Annotated in this window: 21 protein-coding genes; 13 read left to right on the forward strand and 8 right to left on the reverse strand. The window is 65.8% G+C overall.

Annotated elements, in window-relative coordinates; translation table 11 throughout:
- Positions 1–21: 21 nt before the first annotated feature.
- The 3 genes from RPC_RS06270 to RPC_RS06280 all read right to left on the reverse strand — a co-directional run bounded on the left by RPC_RS06270 (position 22) and on the right by RPC_RS06280 (position 3,766).
- Entirely contained in the window at positions 22–528 is a 507-nt protein-coding gene (locus RPC_RS06270; RefSeq protein WP_011471713.1) for a CIA30 family protein, read from the reverse strand.
- Between the two features lie 281 nt (positions 529–809).
- Entirely contained in the window at positions 810–2,450 is a 1,641-nt protein-coding gene (locus RPC_RS06275) for a dienelactone hydrolase family protein (RefSeq protein WP_011471714.1), read from the reverse strand.
- Between the two features lie 2 nt (positions 2,451–2,452).
- Positions 2,453–3,766 (reverse strand): DUF3422 family protein, encoded by a 1,314-nt coding sequence (locus RPC_RS06280; RefSeq protein WP_011471715.1) that lies wholly within the window; start codon positions 3,764–3,766, stop codon positions 2,453–2,455.
- Between the two features lie 293 nt (positions 3,767–4,059).
- Between RPC_RS06280 and hemC the strand changes: the two genes are divergently transcribed.
- The 3 genes from hemC to RPC_RS06295 are packed head-to-tail and all read left to right on the forward strand — an operon-like array spanning position 4,060 to position 7,917.
- Positions 4,060–5,040 carry a hydroxymethylbilane synthase gene (gene hemC / locus RPC_RS06285; protein WP_011471716.1) on the forward strand — a complete coding sequence of 327 codons (981 nt, stop codon included), beginning with the start codon at positions 4,060–4,062 and terminating at the stop codon, positions 5,038–5,040.
- 58 nt (positions 5,041–5,098) lie between these two features.
- Positions 5,099–6,121, forward strand: a complete 1,023-nt coding sequence (gene bchI / locus RPC_RS06290) for a magnesium chelatase ATPase subunit I (protein WP_011471717.1) — start codon at positions 5,099–5,101, stop codon at positions 6,119–6,121.
- Positions 6,118–7,917, forward strand: coding sequence for a magnesium chelatase subunit D (locus RPC_RS06295; protein ID WP_011471718.1), 1,800 nt, complete (start codon positions 6,118–6,120; stop codon positions 7,915–7,917). The genes bchI and RPC_RS06295 overlap by 4 nt, the downstream gene beginning before the upstream one ends.
- A 75-nt stretch (positions 7,918–7,992) precedes the next feature.
- Here the strand turns inward: RPC_RS06295 and RPC_RS06300 are convergent, their stop codons facing one another.
- Complete coding sequence (locus tag RPC_RS06300) at positions 7,993–9,159, reverse strand: helix-turn-helix domain-containing protein (RefSeq protein WP_011471719.1); 1,167 nt, start codon at positions 9,157–9,159, stop codon at positions 7,993–7,995.
- A gap of 377 nt (positions 9,160–9,536) precedes the next feature.
- Here RPC_RS06300 and RPC_RS06305 point away from each other — a divergent pair, with 377 nt between their 5' ends.
- From RPC_RS06305 to RPC_RS06315, 3 genes are all read left to right on the forward strand, one after another.
- Positions 9,537–11,240, forward strand: coding sequence for a cache domain-containing protein (locus tag RPC_RS06305; RefSeq protein ID WP_011471720.1), 1,704 nt, complete (start codon positions 9,537–9,539; stop codon positions 11,238–11,240).
- 2 nt (positions 11,241–11,242) lie between these two features.
- Positions 11,243–11,704 carry a hypothetical protein gene (locus RPC_RS06310; protein WP_011471721.1) on the forward strand — a complete coding sequence of 154 codons (462 nt, stop codon included), beginning with the start codon at positions 11,243–11,245 and terminating at the stop codon, positions 11,702–11,704.
- A gap of 170 nt (positions 11,705–11,874) precedes the next feature.
- Positions 11,875–12,864, forward strand: coding sequence for a L,D-transpeptidase (locus RPC_RS06315; protein WP_011471722.1), 990 nt, complete (start codon positions 11,875–11,877; stop codon positions 12,862–12,864).
- A 33-nt stretch (positions 12,865–12,897) separates the two neighbouring features.
- Here RPC_RS06315 and RPC_RS06320 read toward each other — a convergent pair whose 3' ends face one another.
- The 3 genes from RPC_RS06320 to hemE all read right to left on the reverse strand — a co-directional run bounded on the left by RPC_RS06320 (position 12,898) and on the right by hemE (position 14,724).
- On the reverse strand, positions 12,898–13,209 hold the full coding sequence (locus RPC_RS06320) for a HigA family addiction module antitoxin (protein WP_011471723.1): 312 nt from the start codon (positions 13,207–13,209) through the stop codon (positions 12,898–12,900).
- Between the two features lie 8 nt (positions 13,210–13,217).
- A complete protein-coding gene (locus RPC_RS06325) occupies positions 13,218–13,514 on the reverse strand; it encodes a type II toxin-antitoxin system RelE/ParE family toxin (RefSeq protein WP_011471724.1) in 297 nt (98 codons plus the stop codon).
- A gap of 163 nt (positions 13,515–13,677) precedes the next feature.
- On the reverse strand, positions 13,678–14,724 hold the full coding sequence (gene hemE / locus RPC_RS06330; RefSeq protein ID WP_041801465.1) for a uroporphyrinogen decarboxylase: 1,047 nt from the start codon (positions 14,722–14,724) through the stop codon (positions 13,678–13,680).
- 113 nt (positions 14,725–14,837) lie between these two features.
- Between hemE and RPC_RS06335 the strand changes: the two genes are divergently transcribed.
- The 7 genes from RPC_RS06335 (at position 14,838) to RPC_RS26445 (ending at position 21,069) form a co-directional block, all read left to right on the forward strand.
- Positions 14,838–15,788 (forward strand): alpha/beta fold hydrolase, encoded by a 951-nt coding sequence (locus RPC_RS06335; RefSeq protein ID WP_011471726.1) that lies wholly within the window; start codon positions 14,838–14,840, stop codon positions 15,786–15,788.
- Between the two features lie 12 nt (positions 15,789–15,800).
- Positions 15,801–16,715: an alpha/beta fold hydrolase BchO gene (gene bchO / locus RPC_RS06340; protein WP_011471727.1), complete on the forward strand. Its 915-nt coding sequence runs from the start codon at positions 15,801–15,803 to the stop codon at positions 16,713–16,715.
- A gap of 53 nt (positions 16,716–16,768) precedes the next feature.
- Positions 16,769–18,304: a phytoene desaturase gene (locus RPC_RS06345; RefSeq protein ID WP_011471728.1), complete on the forward strand. Its 1,536-nt coding sequence runs from the start codon at positions 16,769–16,771 to the stop codon at positions 18,302–18,304.
- Positions 18,301–19,347: a phytoene/squalene synthase family protein gene (locus RPC_RS06350; RefSeq protein ID WP_011471729.1), complete on the forward strand. Its 1,047-nt coding sequence runs from the start codon at positions 18,301–18,303 to the stop codon at positions 19,345–19,347. The genes RPC_RS06345 and RPC_RS06350 overlap by 4 nt, the downstream gene beginning before the upstream one ends.
- A 275-nt stretch (positions 19,348–19,622) precedes the next feature.
- Entirely contained in the window at positions 19,623–20,537 is a 915-nt protein-coding gene (gene hemF / locus RPC_RS06355) for an oxygen-dependent coproporphyrinogen oxidase (protein ID WP_011471730.1), read from the forward strand.
- A gap of 248 nt (positions 20,538–20,785) precedes the next feature.
- The gene (locus RPC_RS26440; protein ID WP_011471731.1) at positions 20,786–20,926 is read left to right on the forward strand and encodes a hypothetical protein; all 141 of its coding nucleotides are present in this window, start codon (positions 20,786–20,788) and stop codon (positions 20,924–20,926) included.
- Positions 20,923–21,069 carry a hypothetical protein gene (locus tag RPC_RS26445; RefSeq protein WP_011471732.1) on the forward strand — a complete coding sequence of 49 codons (147 nt, stop codon included), beginning with the start codon at positions 20,923–20,925 and terminating at the stop codon, positions 21,067–21,069. Before RPC_RS26440 ends, RPC_RS26445 begins: the two co-directional genes overlap by 4 nt.
- 242 nt (positions 21,070–21,311) lie before the next feature.
- Here RPC_RS26445 and RPC_RS06360 read toward each other — a convergent pair whose 3' ends face one another.
- Positions 21,312–21,641 carry a GIY-YIG nuclease family protein gene (locus tag RPC_RS06360; protein ID WP_011471733.1) on the reverse strand — a complete coding sequence of 110 codons (330 nt, stop codon included), beginning with the start codon at positions 21,639–21,641 and terminating at the stop codon, positions 21,312–21,314.
- Positions 21,642–21,967: the final 326 nt, after the last annotated feature.

The following is a 21,967-nucleotide window of genomic DNA, read 5'->3' on the forward strand; positions in this document are numbered from 1 at the left end:
ACCGCCGCCATTCGCCATAAGTCAGGCTGTTGTCGATCCATACAGCGCCAGCCGCGCCACCGATAGATCTGCGTCAAATTCGCGGCCGATCGCCACCAGGCCGATCCGCCGCAGCCGGCTGGGATCGAGCGCAATGTCGATGCGATGCGGAACAAATTGCGCGAATGGCAACAGGATGGTTTGCCACTCCCGCGTCGCAACAAAGCCCTGCCGCCAGGATTGCTGCGGCCGGCTGACGTCCGGGGTGCGCAGATGCACGCCGTAGCTCTCGCCATTGCCGGCGACGTCGAGCGCGATCCCTTCGAAGCCAGAGGCGTCGATCATGGCGCCCGCCGCGGCGAGGTCGAGCGCGATCTGGATGAAGCCGCCGTTGTTGTCGGTCGACACCGCGCCGCGCATCCGCACCGCGGCGCGACCGTCGACGATCTCCTCGGCGATGGCGCCGCGCGAAATCCCGCCCATCACCGCGTCGGTGATCAGCTGCCAGTTCCTCGTGCCGTCTGCGGGCCATAATTCGAGGTCGGTCATGCGCGTCTTTCCTCCGGATATTGGCCACTCCACGACTTATCGGAAGCACGCGAACCTCTCCACGTCTTGGCCGGGCTTGTCCCGGCCATCCACGGAGACCCGCAAGGCTTCGCTTGTGGGCGTGGATGGCCGCGACGAGCGCGGCCATGACGGGTTGGGCGAAGTGCCCGATCGCCTTCGCGATACCCGTTCAGAGATTCCTGGTTCGCTCGAGCTGACGCTCTCGCGCCCCGGAATGACGGCCGATTTCGGTTGGATGCATCGACCCAGCCGGGCCGCCCTCAGCGGATCACCATCGGAAACGTCACCGCGATCGCCCAGGCGAACACCGCGGCGTTGGCGAGCGCGCCGGGCAACGGATGGTTGGTGGCCTTGTAGCTCCAATGGCTGATCAGCCCGAACGCCAGGAATAACAGCAAGATCGCCGGCACGATGATGATCAGGAAGAACAATTTGTACAGGTTCAGCGCCACCGCGATCGCCAGCGAGGCGAGGAAACAGAACTTGGTCAGCGCATAGGCGCCGCGCCTGGCGTCGCCGCGGGTCAGCCATTCCGCGGTGATGAAATACGGCACGGTGCCGCAGGCCACCGCGAGGATCAGATGGATCCGCGGCGCGATCGGATGGAACGAAAACACGTAGCGGTCGAGCGGCAGCCCGATCGCGATGATGTTGTAGGCGCCGACCGCGAGCGCCGCGATGGCGACGTAGGTCAGCGAGGCTTGCGCGGTGATCGGATTGGAGGTGCCGGGCGTCCAGGTGGCTTTGCCATGGCGGTGCCGCGATTGGCCGGGCCACAGCAAGGTTTGCCCGGCGAGCGGCTTGCCGCGGTTGCCGAACCGCAGGATCAGCGCGGTCAACAGGCCATAGACCAGGAAATGCAGCGTCAGATAATCGCCGAGCAGGATGATCAGGAAGTCGGTCGGCATCTTCCACAGGATCAGCGGCGTCAGCAGCGCCGGCACGATGGCTGCGGCGAGCAGCGGCTTCCAGCGTAAGTTGGCGCCCATCGGCGCTTCTGCCGCTTTCGGCAGCAGCCGCGACAACGGCCAGGCCAGCGCGATCAGTCCGCCGAACAACAGCGCCAGCAAGGGCGGGCGGCGGTCGAGAAAGCCCGAGCCCTGATGGCCGAACGCCTGGTTCAGCCATTGCAGCGATTCCGCCATGCTGTCGCGGCTGTACAGCACGCCGATATGTTCGACGCCCGAGGACAGCGCCAGGCGCCGCGCGCTGCCGTCCTTGAAGTCGCCATAGCTTTGGCCGGCCACCGCGCCGCCGCCGCTGGCCAGGTTGACGATGCGCAAGCCTTCGTTGATCAGCATGTTCGGCTCCAGCGCGCCGACGATCACCAACAGGTTGCGCGGGCTGGTCGCGGTCGCCACCGGCGAGAACACCGAGACCGCCACCGTGGCGGTGACCTCAGGATGCGCCATCGCGTAGCGCACCACGATGTCGGAGGCCATCGAATGGCCGAGCACCGCCAGTCGGCCGTCGCTGTCGGGCAGGGTCTTGGCGTAGTCGGCGACCCGGCCGAGTTCATCGACCAAGACGCCGGTAATCTTGGTCGGCTCGTTGACGTCGCCTTTCATCGCCACCGGATTGCGGCCGTGGCCGATGAAATCGAAGGTCACCGCGACATAGCCGTTCCGCGCCAGCGTCACCGCGAACGGCTGCATCAATTGCTGCGAGCCGGCAAAGCCATGCGCAATCACCACCACCGGGGCGGGGCCTTCGGCCTGCGGCCGATACACCGTCACCGGGGTTTCGCCGACGGTGGCCGTGGTGATCCGCAGCCCGCTCTCCGCCTGCTGCAAATGCCACAGCGCTGTGGCGATGGCGATGACGGCGGCGATGGCGACGAGCCAGCGCGCCGGCGTTGCCAAGCGCTGCTTCCAGCCGCGGCTCTGGGATTGCCCGTGCATGCCTAGTCCTCGTCGCCGACGTGGCGGCGCCGGATGCTGCGCACCGTCCACCAGATCGCCAGCGCGGCGATCGGCACGAAGGCGGCGACCGCGACGCTGGGGTCGACCGGCAGCCGGCCGGCCTCGAAAAGCCCCTTCATCAGATAGCCGAACAGCCCGACCACGTAGTAGGTGATCGCCGCGGTGGACAGTCCTTCCACCGTGGTCTGCAGCCGCAGCTGCAGCCGGGTGCGTGCGTTCATCGATTTCAACAGTTCCTGGTTCTGCTGTTCGAGTTCGACGTCGACCCTTGTGCGCAACAGATTGGCGGCGCGCGCCAGCTTGAGCGACAGGCTGGATTGCCGCTCCTCGATGGTGACGCAGGTGCGCAGCGCCGGCTTCATCCGGCGGGCCAGGAACGAGCTCCAGGTCGGCAGCCCGCCGACCTTGCGTTCGCCGATGGTGTGCAGCCGCTGCTCGACGATTTCCTCATAGGCGCGGCTGGCACCGAACCGGAACAGGCTCTCGGCGGCGCCGGCCTCGACCTCGGCGGCGAGCCCGGTGAGTTCTTCCAGAAGCTTGTGGTTGCCGGCGAGGTCGGAGCCCGAGCGCATCTGGTTGGTGACTTCGGCCAATCGGCGCTCCGAGGAGGCGATCGACGGCGCCAGCCGTTGCGCCTCGGGCAGCCCGAGCAGAGCGAGCGTCCGGTAGGTCTCGATCTCGATCACGCGCTGCACCAGGGCGCCGGCGCGGCCCGCCGACATGCCGCGGTCGATCACCAGCACCCGCACGAAGCCGCAGGGCCCCGGCTGGAAATCGGTGGCATAGAGCGCCGCCCCATCGGAATTCTCGGCGACCGCCAGGCTGGCGCGGTCGAACAATTGCTCCGGATCGGTGCGCGGCGGATCGTCCTTCAACAGATGCAGATCGACCGCGACCAGCAGCGGACCGGGCTGCGGCACCAGCTGCATCGGCAAGGCCAACGACGCCGCGTCGGGATAGAACGGCAACCCGAGCGGATCGGCGCGCACCTCCCAGGTGTAGGTGGTGAATTCGGAATGCTGTTCCCAGCGCAACACGGTGGAGCCGAACGGCATGCGGTGATGCTTTTCGTGCGGCGGCGGCGGTTGCAGCCCGCGCTCGACGCAGAACGCGGCCAGATGGGCGCGATCGGCGGCTGCGCGCGGCCCTGTAGTATCGAACGCGAAATGGATCACGCGGGACGGCACCGGGAGCGGGGTGAACGGGCGGGCGTGGACCTCGCCCAGCACCGCGGCGCGCAACGGATGCGGCGCCAGCCGGGTGGCGCCGTCGCCAATCAAAACCTCAGCAGTCATTCAAAATCCCAGCCGGTTGTCCGGCTGAAACACGGGGTTCCGGCACGGCATGCTTGACTTGAGTAGCATTGCGTTGCGACAGACAGAAGCCGAAAGGTACCGCACGCGCGCGGTCGGCTGCGAGCCGTTCGCAGTGCGCGGAATACGCCGCGAAAACAGAAGGTTCGCGGCCAAAGTCAACAATCGCCGGAAACTGCGGGCCATCCGTTTGCATTCCGGCGCGGGCTGGTCTTACTCTCCGGCCCGAAAAGAATACCGCGCCCTTCACGCGGTCGTCGAATGGAGCATGAGCGGTGGCAATTCCAGTCCGTATCGGCACTCGCAAGAGTATCATGGCGCTTGCCCAGACGGAGGACATCGCGCGTCGATTGTCCGCCGCAGCGTCCGAGCTCGACGTCGAAATCGTCAAATTCGAAACCGTCGGCGATAGCGACCAGGTTAGCAAGCTGTTGCCGCATGGCGGCAAGGGCGGCGCCTTCGTCGCCGAGATCCGCGCCGCGGTGACCGCCGGCAAGCTCGAAGCCTGCATGCATTCGCTGAAGGACATGCCGGGCAACGAAGACACCCCCGGCCTGATCATCGGCGCCACGCTGTCGCGCGATCCGCCGACCGACGCTCTGGTGCTGCGCAAGGGCCTGACGCTGGAAGACCTGCGAAAGTCCCGCGGCAAGGGCTACACCATCGGCACCAATGCGGTGCGGCGCGCCGCCTATGCCAAGCGGCTGTTTCCCGAAGTCAACGTCATCCATTTCCGCGGCGCCGCCGACACCCGCGTGCGCAAGCTCGATAATGCCGAGAAGCAGCGGCTGCCGGACGGCGGCCATGTCGGCCCCGCCGACGCGCTGATCATGGCGCGCTCCGGCCTCGAGCGGGTCGGCTTCGTCGACCGCATCGTGCATGATTTCACGCCGCAGGAGATGCTGCCGTCCGCCGGGCAGGGCATCGTCGCGGTGGAATGCGCGGTGAACAATTGGCAGATCCGCAAGTATCTCGAACTGATCGACGATCCGGTGGCGCGATTGAGCTGCGACGCCGAGCGCGAAGTGCTGTGGGTGTTGAACGGCCATTGCAATTCTCCGATGGCGGCGTTCTCCACCATCAAGGGCTCGGAGATGACACTGAGCGCCTCGGTGCTCGACGAAGAAGGCGGTCTGTTCATCGAGGCGTCGCGCAGCGGTCCGGCCAATCGTCCCCGCGAACTCGGCCGCGCGGTCGCGCTCGAATTGCTCGACAAGGGCGCCGCCGCGATCATCGAGCGCACCCGGCCCGAGTAAGTCTCAGCCCCGCCACCCGACTTCCCACGATCAAAGCTTAACGTGACGAAAGCATAGCATGGCGACTGTTTTCCCCTTTTCCGCCATCGTCGGCCAGGACGAGATGAAGCTTGCGCTGCTGATCGCGGCGGTCGATCCGAAGGTCGGCGGCGTGTTGGCGTTCGGCGATCGCGGCGCCGGCAAGTCCACCGCGGTGCGCGCGCTGGCGGCCCTGCTGCCGAAGATGAAGGTCGTGGTCGGCTGCCGCTACAATTGCGATCCCGACGTGCCGAAGGCGTTCTGCGACGAGTGCCGCGACAAGGACAAGCACGGCAAGCTGAAGACCGCGCAGGTGCCGGTGCCGGTGGTCGATCTGCCGCTCGGCGCCACCGAGGACCGCGTAGTCGGCGCGCTCGATCTGGAACGCGCGCTGGCGCGCGGCGAGAAGGCGTTCGAGCCCGGCCTGCTGGCCCGCGCCCATCGCGGCTTCCTCTACATCGACGAAGCCAACCTGCTTGAAGATCACCTGGTCGACCTCTTGCTCGACGTCGCCGCCTCCGGCGAGAACGTCGTCGAGCGCGAGGGCCTCTCGATCCGCCATCCCGCCCGCTTCGTGCTGGTCGGCACCGGCAACCCGGAAGAGGGCGAGTTGCGCCCGCAATTGCTCGATCGTTTCGGCATGTCGGTCGAGGTCAAGACCCCCGACGACCTGCCGAGCCGGATGGAAGTGGTGCGCCGCCGCGACGCCTTCGAGAGCGATCCCACGGCGTTCCTCGCCGCCTGGACCAAGGAAGAGGCCAAGCTGCGCAAGAAGATCACCCAGGCGCGCGAACGGCTGCCCGAGGTCACGGTGTCCGATGCTGCCCTTGAACGCGCCGCGACCTTGTGTATGCGACTTGGCACCGACGGCTTGCGCGGCGAACTGACCCTGATGCGCGCCGCCCGCGCACTGGCGGCGATCGAACACGCCAAGCACGTCACCGACGCGCACCTGAAGAAGATCGCGCCCTCGGCGCTGCGGCATCGGCTGCGGCGCAACCCGCTCGACGACGCCGGCTCCACCGTCCGCGTCGACCGCGCCATCGTCGAAGTGTTCGGATGAGTCAGGCCGTCGCATGGTCCGATGCGGCCACCGCGGCGCAATTGTTCGCGGTCGATCCGGTCGGCACCGGCGTCTTGTTGCGTTCGCGCGCCGGGCCAGTGCGCGACCGCTGGCTGGCGATGCTGCGCGCCGCCTTGCCGCCCAACGACGCCCATAAGCACCTGCCGCTGCATATCGCCGAGGGCCGGCTGCTCGGCGGCCTCGATTTGTCGGCGACGCTGGTCTCCGGCCGTCCGGTCGCCGAACGCGGGTTGCTGGCCGAGGCCGACGGCGGCGTGTTGATGCTGGCGATGGCCGAGCGGATGCAATCCTCGACCACGGTGCACGTCACCGCGGCGATGGACGCCCATGAGACGCTGATCGAGCGCGACGGGCTGTCGCTGCGGATGCCTGCGCGGTTCGGCGTGGTGGCGCTCGACGAGGGCCTGGAAGACGAATTCGCCCCGGCCGGGTTGCGCGACCGGCTGGCGTTCCACCTCGACCTCGACCGCTTCTCGTTCCGCGACACCGAGGAATTCGAGATCAATGGTGCCGACATCGAAGTGGCGCGCTCGCGGTTGCCGCTGATCCGCGCCACCGACGAGCAGATCGAGGCGATCGTCACCGCGGCTGCGGCGATGGGCATCGTCTCGCTGCGCGCGCCCTTGTTGACCATCCGCGTCGCCCGCGCCGCCGCGGCCTGGAGCGGCCACACCGAGATCGACCAGGAAGACATTTCGATTGCGGCGCGCCTGGTGCTGGCGCCACGTGCGCTGTACTTCCCGCAGGCCGAACAGCCGGACCAGCCGGAGCCGCCGCCGGAAGAACCGCCGCCGCCGGAGGACAATTCCGAGGACAACAAGGACCAGGACGAGCAGCAGATTCCGGACATCGACCGCGCACTCGACGAGGTGATCCTGGCTGCTGCGAAGGCGGCGATCCCGCCCGACGTGCTGGCCTCGCTGCGCGCCTCCGCGGGCCGCACCCGCGCGCGCTCCTCCGGCAAGGCCGGCGAGCTGCAGAAATCCAACAAGCGCGGCCGGCCGACCGGCACGGTGCGCGGCGAACTGCGCGCCGGCGCCAAGCTCAGCGTGATCGAGACGCTGCGCTCGGCAGCGCCCTGGCAGCCGCTGCGCCGCCGCGAAGCCGCTGCCACCGCCGCAGAGGCGATCGCCGCCGGCGGCAAGGCGGCGCCGCAGCCGCGCATCCTGATCCGCAAGGACGATTTCCGCATCGCGCGGTTCAAGCAGCGCACCGAGACCATCACCATCTTCGTGGTCGACGCCTCGGGCTCGGCGGCGCTGCATCGGCTCGCCGAAGCCAAGGGCGCGGTGGAGCTGTTGCTGGCGGATTGCTATGTGCGCCGCGACCAGGTGGCGATGATCGCGTTCCGCGGCACCATCGCCGAAATCCTGCTGCCGCCGACGCGCTCGCTGGCGCGCGCCAAGCGCAGCCTCGCGGGGCTTCCCGGCGGCGGCGGCACGCCGCTGGCCTGCGGGCTGGATGCCGCCTACGCGCTGGCGGATTCCATCAAGCGCAAGGGCCAGACGCCCACCGTGATCCTGATGACCGACGGCCGCGCCAACATCGCCCGCGATGGCGCGCCCGGCCGGCCGAAGGCCGAGGAAGACGCCATCGCCTCGGCGCGGCAATTGCGCGCCGCCAATATCAACGCGGTGCTGGTCGATATGTCGCCGCGGCCGGGGCCGCAGGGCGAGAAGATCGCCAAGGAGATGGGCGCGCGCTATCTGCCGCTGCCCTATGCCGACGCCACCGTGCTGTCGCAGGCGGTGCTGGCGAGCACCCAGGCGGCGTAGCGGCGGCGCTCTATTGTGGGCGCATGATCCGATCCGAACACCGCGATCCACGTTTCCGGATGTTGCTGCTGGTCGTCAGCGCCCGCGGCGCTGGCGGGCGCGCTCCAACGTTTCCGACGGCCGCTCGCCGAACGCCAGCCGATAGTCGCGGGCAAAATGCCCCTGGTTCTGGAAGCAGCATTTCAGCGCGGTGCCGAGCACGGTGGTGGACCTCTCCGGCATCTGCAACAGCGCCCGGGCGTGGTTCAGCCGCACCCGCTTGATGTACTCGTTCGGCGTGAAGCCCCAGGCCAGCTTGCAGTGCTTGAACAGCGTGCGGGTGTTGACACTGGCGGCTGCGGCCAACGCCGCGATGTTGAGCGGCTTGTCCCAGTTCTGATCGACGTAGCGCTTCACCGCCTGCACCGTGCTGGTCGCCGAATTGTATTTCTGGCCGCGCTTGGCTTCGGTGACGTCGAGGCTGACGCCGACCAGGCCGACGACTTCGTCGAGATCGTCGAACACCGGCATCACCGTCTGGTTGACCCAGCGAATCTCTCCGCTCGGCCGAACGATGCGATGCTCGCTGGTGTAGACCATGCCGTTGCTGACCCGTCGCGCCTCTTCAAGGACGCGCGGCCGGTCCTCCGGGTGAAGCTGCGCAACGAAATCTTCGAAGGTCGGCGGTGGACCATTCAGGCTGCGGCCGAGCAGGATGTTCAGCCCCTCCGAGCAGCTTGCCGATTTGGTGCGAAAATCCTTGGTCCAGAACGCCACGCTGCGCGGCTGATCGCGGCGCGGCGCCGGATAGTCGGTTGACTTGGTATCCGCCGGCGCGCTGATCACGCCGATCATCTCGGCGGCGCAGTTGTCGCCGTCGCGCTCCAGCGCGGTCACCGTGACGCGCGCCGGCAAGATCGAGCCGTCCTTTCGCAAAAATCGTTTGTCGATCGTGTAAGAGTCGATTTCGCCGCGAAACAGCCGCTGCAATTCTCCGTTACACCGTTCGATATCGTCGGGATGCGTAAGAGACTTGGACGTAAAACTGCCGTCGCACAACTCCCCCGTCGCGTAGCCGAGCATGTGGCAGAAGCGCGGGTTCGTAGACACCAGCTTTCCTGATAACGGATCGAACTTTGCAAAGCCCAGGCCGCCGCTCTCAATGGTCTGTTCGAGAAACGAAAAAGGTATGGTCGCGGGCGACGTGTGGACCGGAGGCCGAGTGAAAAGGCGAGTATGCGCGACCGTCTTGCTCTTGATCATATCGCGCTATCCATGCGCGTGTGAGCACTGAAAAGTCAACCCGATCGACGGATCACCCACGCTGATCAAAATGGTTACTTAGCTGTAAACCTTGACTGTTTTTGATCTTCCGAGGCGCATTTTGAGCAGCGCGTCACACAGTGAAATGATCTCCGGCGTGTAAAACCAATGCGTTGCACGGACGTGCTGAAACGCAAGTTTAATGCTGTCCCGAGCCTTTCGCGATGCTTTCGCGCAGCTGCCGGCGCGGACGGCGTCGCGCCGCCTCGGACGTGATCCGTACGCCGCGGGCGCTATCGTGCCGGGGTCGGCATTTACGTTTGTCCGGCACACTGAACGCGGAATCGTTGCCACCATGCCCCGCGGAGAAAACACACATGCCGCCTGCGCTATCGACTGGGTTCAGATTCACCATCAGCCGCAAGATTTACGTTCTGATCGGTCTCGGCTTTGTCGGGCTGCTGGGGATCGCATTTCTGGATTCCAGCGAACTCGGGTCCGGCTTGAAGCAGCAGAAGCAGGTCGAGCTGCAACGGCTCACCGAACTCGCCGTCGCTATCGTCAAGGACGAATACGCCACGGCTCAAAGCGGCGAGATATCGGTCGCCGAAGCGCAAAAGCGCGCGCAGGCGCGAGTGGCGACCATGCGCTATGGCAACAATGATTACTTCTTCGTCACCGACATGCAGGGCAGGATGCTGATGCACCCGGTCACCGCGGGTTTGGTCGGGACGGACATGTCGCATACCAAGGACCCGAACGGCAGACGTTTCATCGCCGAAATGGTCGACGCGGTGAAGCAAAAGGGCTCCGGTTTCGTCGACTACAGCTGGGCCAAACCGGGCTCCAACAAGCCGCAGCCGAAGTTGTCCTACGCCGCCGGTTTTGCGCCGTGGGGCTGGGTGATCACGACCGGCGTCTATATCGACGATCTCGATGCGCAGACCTGGGCTTCCACGCAGCGCTCGCTGATCGCCGCGACCGTCATTCTGCTGATCACGCTCGCGGTCTCGGTCTTCATGGCCGGCCGCATCACCAAACCCTTGCACCGGATGACCGATGCGATGAAGGCACTCGCCGGCGGCCGGCTCGACGTCGCGATACCCGGCGTCGGTCGCAACGACGAGATCGGCGAGATGGCCGAGGCCGTCGCAGTGTTCAAGACCAACGCGGTGGAGCGCCAGCGCCTGGAAGCCGAACAGAAAGAACTGGAGGCGCGCGCCGCCGCGCAGCGCAAGGCCGACACCAGTCGGCTCGCCGACGACTTCGAAACCGCGGTCGGCGAGATCATCGAAACCGTAACCTCGGCGTCCAACGAATTGGAGGCCTCCGCCACCACGCTGACCACCACCGCGGCGCGTTCGCAGCAACTCGCGACGATGGTGGCGTCGGCCTCCGAAGAGGCTTCCACCAATGTGCAGTCGGTGGCCTCGGCCACCGAGGAGATGAGTTCGTCGGTCGACGAGATCAGCCGCCAGGTGCAGGACTCCGCCCGCATCGCGCACGACGCGGTGACGCAGGCCCGCATCACCAACGACCGGGTCGGCGAATTGTCGAAGGCGGCGGCGCGGATCGGCGACGTCGTGGAGTTGATCAACACCATCGCCGGCCAGACCAATCTCTTGGCGCTGAACGCCACCATCGAAGCCGCCCGCGCCGGCGCGGCGGGGCGCGGCTTCGCCGTGGTCGCGAGCGAGGTCAAGGCGCTGGCGGAGCAGACCGCCAAGGCGACCGGCGAGATCGGCCAGCAGATCACCGGCATTCAGAGCGCCACGCGCGACTCCGTCGCCGCGATCGAGGAGATCAGCGCCACCATCGGCAAGATGTCGGAGATCGCCTCGACCATCGCCTCGGCGGTAGAGGAGCAGGGCGCGGCGACCCGCGAGATTTCACGCAACGTGCAGCAGGCCGCGCAAGGCACCAGCCAGGTCAGTTCGAACATTTCCGATGTGCAACACGGCGCCGGCGAAACCGGGTCGGCATCGGCGCAGGTGCTGTCGGCGGCGCAGGTGCTGTCGCGCGACAGCAGCAGGCTGAAGACCGAGGTCAGCAGATTCCTGCACAGCGTCCGCGCGGCGTAACGATGATGCACGATTTGACCGCCGATGAGGTCGCGTCGTCCGGTGCGGATCGTGCCGCGGCGTTGCGGCGAATGGCGCTTGCGCTGGCCGGTTGCTCGCAGCCAGGCGACGCTGGCGCGTTCGCCGAGCCCTCAGCCGAGACGGCGGTTGCCCTGCAAGATATTCAAGAGGCCATCGCCTCGATCGGCGCGTCGGGCGATTCCTGGAAAGCGCTGATCGACGAATTGTTTCATCATCTTGCGCGCGCTACGCGGGCGGTCGATCTGCTCGACGATGCGGAGAGCAAAGCCGAGTTGCTGGCCAAGCTGGCGGCGAGCCGCAGCAGCTTGCGGCAGGCGGCGAGCCGTCTGCAAGGTCAGCTGCAAACTCTGTCGCGGTTCAAGCCGCCGCAACCGGAGGCTTGGCCGCGTCAGTTCAGCCTGATCGTCGGTGGTCGGCTCGATCGCGCTCGTGGCGAGGTCTGACGGAGGTCGCGACGTCGGCGAGGCCTGCTCGGGTGCGCAAGCGCGAGGCGGTCGACGGGTCTCGCGCTAGACCGCGCCAAGGATCTTTCGACGGCCGTGGAACCAGGCGTCGCACCGGATCTTGTCATGGGATTCACGCCGTGTCGGCAGTGATCCAATCCAGGTCCATCATGAATCCTATCATTCTCGTTGTCGGACTGCTGTGTTTGGCTCAGCCGGCCTATGCGGCGGCGCTGCAGCCGGACGCCATCAACACCGCCGAATTCTCCGGCAAGATCCCCACCGAGGACAAGCTCAGCCCGCTCGCGGTCAAGCTGCAGGTGCTGCTCGATCGCGCGCACTTCTCGCCGGGCGAGATCGACGGCCGGTTCGGCGAGAACGTCGAGAAGGCGCTCGCGGCCTATGCCGAGGCAAATGCGTTGCCGCCCGGCAAGGCGCTGACCCCGGAGATCTGGGCCAAGCTCAAGGCCAATTCCGGCGACCCGGTGCTGGCGCAATACACCCTCACCGCGCAGGACCTGAAGGGGCCGTTCCTCGCCAAGCTGCCGGCCAAGATGGAGCAGATGAAGACGCTGAAGCATCTGAACTACACCGGGCCGAAGGAAGCTTTGAGCGAGCGTTTCCATATCAGCCAGGAATTGCTGGCCGAGCTCAATCCGGGGCAGAAATTCAATCGCGCCGGCGACGCCATCACCATCGTCAGCCTGCCGCCGGAGGCGATGCCGACGCCGGCCACGCGCCTCGAGGTCGACAAAGAGCGCCAGACCGTCAAGGCATTCGCGCAGGACGGCTCGCTGTTGGCGTTCTATCCCGCCAGCGTCGGCAGCGAGGAGAAGCCGACCCCGTCCGGCGCGCTGAAGGTGGACACCGTCGATGCCAATCCGAACTACCGCTACAACCCGAAATACAAATTCAGCGGCGTGAAGTCCAAGAAGCCGTTCAACATCAAACCGGGGCCGAACAATCCGGTCGGCGCGATGTGGATCGGGCTGTCCGAGCCGGGCTACGGCATCCACGGCACCGCCGATCCTTCCCGCGTCAGCAAGAGCGACTCCCACGGCTGCGTGCGGCTGACCAATTGGGACGTGCTGCGGCTGTCGCGCATGGTGAAGAAGGGCGTCGAGGTGGCGTTCGTCGACGACCAGCAGGCGGCGAAGTAAGCGGGCAGGGCGGCGCCGCCCGGCCGCCGAACACTAGGCCGCGGCGGGTTTCAGCGGGCGGGCGCGTTGGATGCGTTCGCGTTCGCGCGGCGAATGCATCGCCTCCCACAGATCGCTGCGTCGCTGCACGTTGAGCCAGAACTCGGCGCTGTTGCCGAACACTTTAGCCAGGATCAGCGCGGTCGCGGCGGTCACCGTCCGGCGGTTGTTGCACAATTCGTTGACATGCTTGCGCTGCACGCCCATCGCCTCGGCCAAGCGGCCCTGGGTCAAACCGAGCGGCTCGATGAATTCGGCGACCAGGATCTCACCGACGCTCGCCGGCTTGCGTTTCGTCATCAGCATCGCGGGCCTCACCTGTAGCTGTGGTTGTCGAGATAGATATCGGTCGCTCTGCCGCGCCCGCCATCCCATCGAAACACCAGCCGCCATTGCTGGTTGACCCGGATCGAATGGAAATTCGCCAATTGGCCGCGCAGCTTTTCAAAATGGTTGCTGGGCGGCGCGCGCAAATCCTGATCGCTGGTCGCGTCGTCGATGATCTGCAGCTTGCGAAACAGCCGGTCTTGCAGATCGGCAGGAATGTTTCGGGACCGGACGTCGTCAACGAAAAAAGCACGCAGCCATTCGTATCGGAAACTGACGATCATTCGTCACCCCCGTCGCGATTGAGTGAGTGTACCACTCTATGGGACATGTGCAAGAGCGCCGGCCCAGCGAAGCTTATCTCCTCGACGTGTCACAGCATGCCCGAAACGAAAATGGCCGGGCAGTGCCCGGCCATTTCCAATTGCGGTTGGGGAAGCGCTGCGCTCAGCCCTTGTAGTCGCGCACCCGCTTGATCATCTGCTCGACGTGAGCGATCGGGGTTTCCGGCTGGATGCCGTGGCCGAGGTTGAAGATGTGGCGGCCGCCGGAATAGCTGTTCAGCACGTCGTCGACCGCTTCGTCGAGCGCAGCACCGCCGGCGATCAGAACCAGCGGATCGAGATTGCCCTGCACCACGACCTTGCTTTGCACCTTCTCGCGAACGAAGGACGGCTCGGCGGTCCAATCGATCGACACGCCGTCGACGCCGGTGCGTTCGACGAACGCCGGCAGCATCGCGCCGGCGCCGCGCGGGAAGCCGATGATCTTGGCGCCCGGCTTGACCTTGCGCACGCCTTCGACGATGCGGCGGGTCGGTTCGATCGACCAGCGCTCGAATTCGCGCGGCGGCAGCACGCCGGCCCAGGTGTCGAAGATCTGCAGCACTTCGGCGCCGGCGTCGAGCTGCGCCAACAGGTAGCTGATCGAGCTCTCGACCAGCACGTCGATGATTTTGGCGAACGCGCCGGGGTGCTGATAGGCCATGTTGCGCGCCGGGGCCTGATCCGGGGTGCCGTGGCCGGCGACCATATAGGTCGCCACCGTGAACGGCGAACCGCAGAAGCCGATCAGCGCCGTCTCGGCGGGGAGTTCGCGGCGCACGATCTTCAGCGCGTCGAACACCGGCTGCAGCTTCGACAGGTCGATCGCCTTGGACAGCGTGCCGACCTTGTCCGGCGAGTCCAGCGGCTCCAGCCGCGGGCCTTCGCCGACCTCGAACCGCACCGCGCGGCCGAGCGCGTAGGGCACCACCAGAATGTCGGAGAAGATGATCGCGGCGTCGAAGCCGAAGCGGCGGATCGGCTGCAGCGTCACTTCGGCGGCGAATTCCGCGTTGAAGCACAGGTCGAGAAAGCCGCCTGCCTTGGCGCGAACCTCCCGGTACTCCGGTAGATAACGGCCGGCCTGACGCATCATCCACATCGGCGGCGAGGCCTGGCGATGACCGGAAAGCACTTCAATGAACGGTTTGGTTACGAGATTCTGTGTCAAGAGATGGTTCCATTGTTGGTCGCCAAGCTTTCTCGACGGGTCTGATACACTGCCGACACCGTCTTGACCACGGCGAGATGCGGGCCAGATAGACTGAAACAGGAATTACAAAGATGAATGCAGTCGCACCCACCGTTGCCTTGCCCGTCGCGGGCAACGCCGTCAGCCTGCCCGCGCCGGTCTCCGGAGAGCGTCATGAGATCGATAGTTCAGCGGGAAAGCTGAGCTATTGGGCCGCGGCTCCCGACGCCGCCGCCGACCAAACGCCGCTGCTGCTGATTCACAGCATCAACGCCGCGGGTTCGGCCTACGAGATCAAGCCGCTTTACGAGCACTACCGCACCATCCGCCCGGTCTATGCGATCGAGCTGCCGGGCTTTGGTCATACCTCGCGGGAAAACCGTCAATACACAATTCGGATGATGACCGACGCGATCCTCGCCGTCACCGCTGAGATCGCCAAGACTTACGACGGGCCGATCGACGCCATCGCGCTGTCGCTGTCGTCGGAGTTTCTGGCGCGTGCGGCCAACGAGCGGCCGCAGGCCTATCGCAGCGTCGCGGTGATCAGCCCGACCGGCTTCGATACGCGCACGGTGCGCTGGATTCGCGGCTCGCGGGCGATTCCCTGGCTGCACAAGGCGTTCGAGCAGCCGTTGTGGAGCGAGGGCTTCTTTCGCCTGCTGACCGCCCGTCCGGTGATCGGCTGGTTTCTGAAGAAGACTTTCGGCTCCAACAATTACGACCGCGGGCTGCTCGACTACGACTATCTGACGACGCATCAGCCCGGCGCCCAGCACGCGCCGTATTATTTCGTCTCCGGCTATCTGTTCGCCCAAGATGCGCTGGCGCTGTATCAGTCGCTGCCGATGCCGGCGTGGATGTCGCACGGCAGCCGCGGCGATTTCGTCGATTACGGCAACAAGACCACGGTCGAAGGCCGGCCGAACTGGACCGTCACGGTCTATCAGACCGGGGCGATGCCGCATTTCGAGCTGCCCGACGCCTTCATCCGCGACTATGATGCATTCCTCGCCGGGGTGGCCCAGCCGCATGTGCCGTAGCAAATAGCGCCGATGTCCGATCTGGTCTGGAGCAGGGACGGCAGCGACTGGCCGCATCGCGAGGCCAGCGAGTTCGTGGCGGCCGCCGGCATCCGCTGGCACGTGCAACGCATGAACCGCGCCGGCGCCGATGCGCCGGCGATCCTGCTGGTGCACGGCACCGGCGCGGCGTCGCATTCCTGGCGCGGGCTGATGCCGATCCTGGCGCAGCATTTCAGCGTGATCGCGCCGGACCTGCCCGGCCACGGCTTCACCGAGGCGCCGCTGGCGCATCGGCTGTCGCTGCCCGGGATGGCAGCGGATCTCGCCGCCCTGCTGCGGGTGCTCGACGTCGCGCCGCAGGTGGTGGTCGGGCATTCCGCCGGCGCCGCGATCCTGGCGCGGATGTGCCTCGACGGCAAAATCGCCCCGGATCTGTTGGTCAGCCTCAACGGCGCCTTTCTGCCGTATGGCGGGCATGCCGCGAACCTGTTCTCGCCGTTGGCGAAGATGCTGGTGCTCAATCCGTTCGTGCCGCGCATCTTCGCCTGGCAGGCGGCGGTGCCGGGCTCGGTCGAGCGTCTGATCGGCAACACCGGCTCGCAGCTGGAGCCGGCCGGTATCGCGCTGTATGGCAAGCTGGTGCGCAGCCCGGCGCACGTCGCCGCGGCGTTGCGGATGATGGCCAATTGGCAGCTCGAGCCGCTGCTGCAGGCGTTGCCGGGGTTGAAAACCAAGCTGGTTCTCGTGACAGCGGACCGCGACCGGGCGATTTCGCCCGCCGAGGCGGTTCGGTTGAAGCAGATCTATCCCCCGGCCGTGATCGAAAATCTAAGCGGTCTCGGGCACTTAGCGCACGAAGAGCAGCCCCGATTGGTGGCTGATCTGATCCTGAGATACGCGGTGCAAGCGGCTCAGCCCGGCGATAACGCGCTAACTGTGTCATGAAAATCTTACACTGATGGGCTGGAAAACTGTCAAGAAACAGTTACACTGCTCGGATGCTCGACCCAGGTTCCAGGCCCACCCCACCCATGCGCAATGATCATCAACCCCATGCGGTGGTGATCGGATCCGGATTCGGCGGCCTCGCCGCCGCGGTCCGATTAGGCGCCAAAGGCTACCGCGTCACCGTGCTGGAAAAGCTCGATGCGCCCGGCGGCCGCGCCTACGTCTTCAAGCAGGACGGCTTCACCTTCGACGCCGGCCCGACCATCGTCACGGCGCCCTATCTGTTCGAAGAATTGTGGAAGCTGTGCGGCAAGAAGCTGTCCGACGACGTCACGCTGAAGCCGATCTCGCCGTTCTACCGGATCCGTTTCAACGACGGCACCTGCTTCGATTATTCCGACGACAAGGCGGACGTGCTGCGGCAGATCGCGCAGCTCTGCCCGGACGACGTTCCGGCCTATGATCGCTTCATGAAGGCCTCCGAGGCGATCTTCAAGGTCGGCTTCGAACAGCTTGGCGACATGCCGTTCAACAACTTCACCGACATGGTGAAAATCGCCCCCGACATGATCAAGCTGGAGAGCTATCGCAGCGTCTACGGCTTGGTCTCGAAATATTTCCGCGACCCTAAGCTGCGCGTGGTGTTCTCGTTCCATCCGTTGCTGGTCGGCGGCAATCCGTTCAACGCCACCTCGGTGTATTGCCTGATCACCTTCCTGGAGAAGCACTGGGGCGTGCATTTCGCGATGGGCGGCACCGGCAAGCTCGCCGAAGGCCTGGTCAAGCTGATCCTCGGCCAGGGCAATATTGTCCGCTATAATCAGGACGTCCGCGAGATCATGGTCGAGAACGGCGCCGCGACCGGCGTGCGGCTCGCCTCCGGCGAGGTGCTCGCCGCCGACATCGTGGTGTCGAACGCCGATTCGGCCTGGACCTATCGCTATCTGCTGCCGGCCGCGGTGCGCTCGCGCTGGACCGATCGCAAGATCGAGAAGGCGCGCTACTCGATGAGCCTGTTCCTTTGGTACTTCGGCACCAAGAAGCAGTACCCCGACGTCAAGCACCACACCATCATGCTGGGGCCGCGCTACAAGGAGCTGGTCACCGACATCTTCAAGCGCAAGATCTGCGCCGACGATTTCAGCCTGTATCTGCACCGCCCGACCGCGACCGATCCGTCGCTGGCGCCGGAGGGCTGCGATACGTTCTACGTCTTGTCGCCGGTGCCGCATATGGACAGCGGCATCAATTGGCCGGCCAAGGCGGAAAGCTATCGCAAGCTGATCGCCAAGGAGCTCGGCGCCACCATCCTGCCGGATCTGGAAAACCAGGTGGTGAGTTCACGGATGCTGACGCCGCAGGATTTCCAGGACCGGCTGTCCTCGTTCCGCGGCGCCGCCTTCGGCCTCGAGCCGATCCTGACCCAGTCGGCCTGGTTCAGGCCGCACAACAAGAGCGAAGACATCGATCGATTGTATCTCGTCGGCGCCGGAACGCATCCCGGCGCCGGGCTACCCGGTGTGCTGTCGTCGGCGCGGGTGCTCGATGCGCTGATCCCCGACGCCCACACCCTGGTGAAATCATGAGCACGCAATCCGATCTCGCCGCCTGCCGCGAAATGCTGAAGGAAGGCTCGCGCACCTTCCACGCCGCCTCCCTGGTGCTGCCGCGGCGGATCAGCGATCCGGCGGTCGCGCTGTACGCGTTCTGCCGCGTCGCCGACGACGCGGTGGATCTCGGCGTCGATCGCGCCGCCGCCGTCGAATTGCTGAAGGACCGGCTCGACCGCATCTGCCGCGGCCTGCCGATGCCGTACCCGTCCGACCGGGCGTTTGCCGACGTGGTGGCGCGCTACGCCATTCCCGACGCCATTCCGGCCGCGCTGATCGAGGGCCTGGCCTGGGACGCCGAGGGCCGTCGCTACGAGACGCTGTCCGATCTGTATGGCTACGCCGCCCGCGTCGCCGGCACCGTCGGGGTGATGATGACGCTGGTGATGGGCCAGCGCTCGCCCGACATTGTCGCGCGCGCCTGCGATCTCGGCTGCGCCATGCAGCTCACCAACATCGCCCGCGACGTCGGCGAGGACGCCCGCGCCGGCCGGCTGTATCTGCCGCTGTCCTGGATGCGCGAGGCCGGCCTCGATCCGGAGCAGTGGCTGCAAAACCCGGTGTTCAATTCGCAGATCGCCTCCATCGTCAAGCGGCTGATCGACACCGCCGACGCATTGTACGACCGTGCCACCTTCGGCATCGAGAATCTGCCGCGCGCCTGCCGCCCGGGGATCTTCGCCGCGCGCGCGCTGTATGCCGAGATCGGCCGCGAGGTCGAACGGTCGGGGCTGGATTCGGTGTCGAGCCGCGCCGTGGTCTCGACCGGCCGCAAGCTTGCCGTGCTGGCCAGGATGCTGGCGTTCAGCGAGACCGAATGGGCCCCGGCCAAGGATCTGCCGGCGCGGTTCGGCGACATGGCCGAGACCCGCTTCCTGATCGACGCCATCATCGCCACGCCGCTGCGCGACACCCCGGTGGTGCCGCAGCAAAAGCCGATCGAGAACAAGGTGGCCTGGCTGGTCGATCTGTTCTCCAGGCTGGAACGCCGCGACCAGCTGGCGCGTAGCCGGGCGTAAGCTATTCTCGTTCAAGACCTCGTGTCCCGGACGAGCTGCAGCGTTCTTCACGCTGCAGCGCAGATCCGGGACCGTTCCAAATACCGCGTTCCGTAACGGCCCCGGATCTGCAGCGCACCACGCCGCAAATGCGGCGCGTTGCGCTGCGTCCGGGGCACGGCGTCACATCGGCCGCCCATCTGCTTCCTTGCCACCCATTCGCAAAAACGCTCGAAGCCGGCTTGCGGCCGTGATACCGATGGGGCTCTTGGTGCCGTCCAGCCGAAGAGTTGCCGATGACCATCGACACCGATCTCCGCGCCGAGATCCCTCACGCCCCCCGCAGCGAGGCCGAGCAACACCGCGCCCGCGCCAAAGCCTGGTTCGAATCCTTGCGCGACAGGATCTGCTCCGAGGTCGAGGCGCTGGAGCGCGAGGCGCCGGCGGCGCTGTTTCCCGGCGAACCGGCGCGTTTCACCTACAAGCCGTGGCAGCGCCAGACCGGGCAGGGCGGCGGCGTCGGCGGCTTTCTCTCCGGCGGCCGGCTGTTCGAAAAAATCGGCATCCACACCTCCTCGGCCAACGGCCGGCTGACCCCGGAGATGGCCAAGACCTTGCCCGGCGACGGCGTCTCGCTTAACTACGTCTCCAGCAGCATCAGCCTGATCATGCATCCGCGCAGTCCCCGCGTGCCAACCGTGCACATGAACACCCGCTTCCTCGCGACCTCGCAGGGCTGGTTCGGCGGCGGCGCGGATCTGACGCCGATGCTGGCCGAGCAGCGCCGTGCCGACGCCGAGGACTGCGTGACCTTTCACGCCGCCATGCAGCGCGCCTGCGACGCCCATGATCCGGGCTACTACGCGAAATTCAAACCGTGGGCGGACAGCTACTTCTTCCTGCCGCATCGCGGCACCGCGCGCGGCGTCGGCGGCATTTTCTACGATCATCTCAACAGCGGCGATTTCGAACGCGACTTCGCCTTCACCCGCGAGGTCGGCCTGGCGCTGCTCGAGGTCTATCCGAAAATCGTCCGCAAGCGGATGCAGGAGCCGTGGAGCGACGCCGAGCGCGCGCAGCAGCTCGCCTGCCGCGGGCTCTATGTCGAATTCAATCTGCTGTACGACAAAGGCACGATGTTCGGTCTGCAGACCGGCGGCAATATCGAGACCATCTTGAGTTCGATGCCGCCCTTGGTGAGCTGGGGGTAGGGCCTGGTCCTTTCGAGTTGGATTGATGCGTTTCGATATCTGTATGCCGTCATCCCGGGGCACGAGCAGCGACAGCTGCGAGTGAGCCCGGGATCCATAACCCCTGCAGGGGATATGGATTCCGGACTTGCTCGTTCTTACGAACTCGCAATCCGGAATGACGACTGCATTTGGGTTGGATGCTTCAATCCCAACCGATATGTTCTAGGAGCTGTGTGCGAGCGATTAGCCCCGATCGAGGACGCCTGATGGAGGATTACTTCGGACTGATCGAGCTGGCCGTGGTGTTCGTCGGCCTGATCGTCGGCGGAGCGGTGCTGTCGGCGCAGGGCCGCCGCCTCGACCGCCAACGCGCGGCGCGCGACAAGCATCGCGGCGACGCGCCATGACCAGCGAGAGCTCGTTCAACTATTTCGAATTCATTCTTCTCGCGATGTTCGTCGCCGCCTGGTTGATTCTCGAATGGCAGGGCAAACGCCTCGACAAAAAGCGCGAGGCGGAGAAGGCGAAGCGAGAGAGCGAAAAGCGGTAGCGTCTCGTTGCCGTGGATGGCCGGGACAAGCCCGGCCATGACGGATAGGGGCTCGGCCGACCCCTGATGCTGCGACGCTTGGCTATGTTTGTAGGCGATTCCGGAACAGACCGCTTTTCCGAGGGTGCCGACCTTTCTTGTACAACCGCCCTCTCCACGTCATGGCCGGGCTTGTCCCGGCCATCCACGGATGCGAGGTCCAGAGACCCGGAGGAGCACACCGCCGCCCCACGCTTTCCGGCCTACAGCGTTTCGAACAAATCGTTCCATTCCGGATTGTTGGCGAGGATCAGCCGGACCTTCCAGGTCCGGCTCCAATGCTTGATGTTGTGTTCACGCTGAATGGCCAAGCGGATATCGTCGTAGACCTCGAAGTACACCAGACGTTTCAACCCATAACGACGCGTGAAACCTTCCACTGCGCCGGTCCGATGCTCGTAGACCCGGCGCGCGAGATCGCTGGTGACCCCGACATACAGGATGCCGTTTGGCCGATTGGTCAGGAAGTACACATATCCCGCTCGCATCCAGCAAATTTGCCCAACGTGGATGGCCGGGACAAGCCCGGCCATGACGGGGAGGGGATCCCGCCGGATGCAAAGACTGCGGCCCTTCGCCGCGCTCATGGCCAAGTGGTACAGGGTGATGTCAATGGACGACGTGCCGTCCTCAGCCCTGCGACAACCTTTCTTCGAACAATGTCGCTTTTGAAATGAACTCAGCTTCGTTGCCGCGAACGCGGCCGTTTCTGTGGACACCGCCCTCTCCACGTCATGGCCGGGCTTGTCCCGGCCATCTACGGAAACAGGCAAGGCGTCCCTTGTGGGCGTGGATGGCCGGGACGAGCCCGGCCATGACGGAGAGAGTCCAGAGCCGCACGCCGACTCAGCATGCGTCG

It is taken from the genome of Rhodopseudomonas palustris BisB18 (genome assembly GCF_000013745.1).
Lineage (GTDB): Bacteria > Pseudomonadota > Alphaproteobacteria > Rhizobiales > Xanthobacteraceae > Rhodopseudomonas_A > Rhodopseudomonas_A palustris_F.

Coding starts and splice junctions, on each gene's coding strand:
- RPC_RS06295 (WP_011471718.1), top strand. CDS start 6,118: ATGAGTCAGGCCGTCGCATGGTCCGATGCGGCCACCGCGGCGCAATTG.
- RPC_RS06305 (WP_011471720.1), top strand. CDS start 9,537: ATGCCGCCTGCGCTATCGACTGGGTTCAGATTCACCATCAGCCGCAAG.
- RPC_RS26440 (WP_011471731.1), top strand. CDS start 20,786: ATGGAGGATTACTTCGGACTGATCGAGCTGGCCGTGGTGTTCGTCGGC.
- RPC_RS06335 (WP_011471726.1), top strand. CDS start 14,838: ATGAATGCAGTCGCACCCACCGTTGCCTTGCCCGTCGCGGGCAACGCC.
- RPC_RS06315 (WP_011471722.1), top strand. CDS start 11,875: ATGAATCCTATCATTCTCGTTGTCGGACTGCTGTGTTTGGCTCAGCCG.
- RPC_RS06320 (WP_011471723.1), bottom strand. CDS start 13,209: ATGCTGATGACGAAACGCAAGCCGGCGAGCGTCGGTGAGATCCTGGTC.
- RPC_RS06325 (WP_011471724.1), bottom strand. CDS start 13,514: ATGATCGTCAGTTTCCGATACGAATGGCTGCGTGCTTTTTTCGTTGAC.
- RPC_RS06310 (WP_011471721.1), top strand. CDS start 11,243: ATGATGCACGATTTGACCGCCGATGAGGTCGCGTCGTCCGGTGCGGAT.
- RPC_RS06345 (WP_011471728.1), top strand. CDS start 16,769: ATGCTCGACCCAGGTTCCAGGCCCACCCCACCCATGCGCAATGATCAT.
- bchO (WP_011471727.1), top strand. CDS start 15,801: ATGTCCGATCTGGTCTGGAGCAGGGACGGCAGCGACTGGCCGCATCGC.
- bchI (WP_011471717.1), top strand. CDS start 5,099: ATGGCGACTGTTTTCCCCTTTTCCGCCATCGTCGGCCAGGACGAGATG.
- RPC_RS06350 (WP_011471729.1), top strand. CDS start 18,301: ATGAGCACGCAATCCGATCTCGCCGCCTGCCGCGAAATGCTGAAGGAA.
- hemF (WP_011471730.1), top strand. CDS start 19,623: ATGACCATCGACACCGATCTCCGCGCCGAGATCCCTCACGCCCCCCGC.
- RPC_RS06300 (WP_011471719.1), bottom strand. CDS start 9,159: ATGATCAAGAGCAAGACGGTCGCGCATACTCGCCTTTTCACTCGGCCT.
- RPC_RS06360 (WP_011471733.1), bottom strand. CDS start 21,641: ATGGCCGGGCTTGTCCCGGCCATCCACGTTGGGCAAATTTGCTGGATG.
- RPC_RS06270 (WP_011471713.1), bottom strand. CDS start 528: ATGACCGACCTCGAATTATGGCCCGCAGACGGCACGAGGAACTGGCAG.
- RPC_RS06275 (WP_011471714.1), bottom strand. CDS start 2,450: ATGCACGGGCAATCCCAGAGCCGCGGCTGGAAGCAGCGCTTGGCAACG.
- RPC_RS26445 (WP_011471732.1), top strand. CDS start 20,923: ATGACCAGCGAGAGCTCGTTCAACTATTTCGAATTCATTCTTCTCGCG.
- RPC_RS06280 (WP_011471715.1), bottom strand. CDS start 3,766: ATGACTGCTGAGGTTTTGATTGGCGACGGCGCCACCCGGCTGGCGCCG.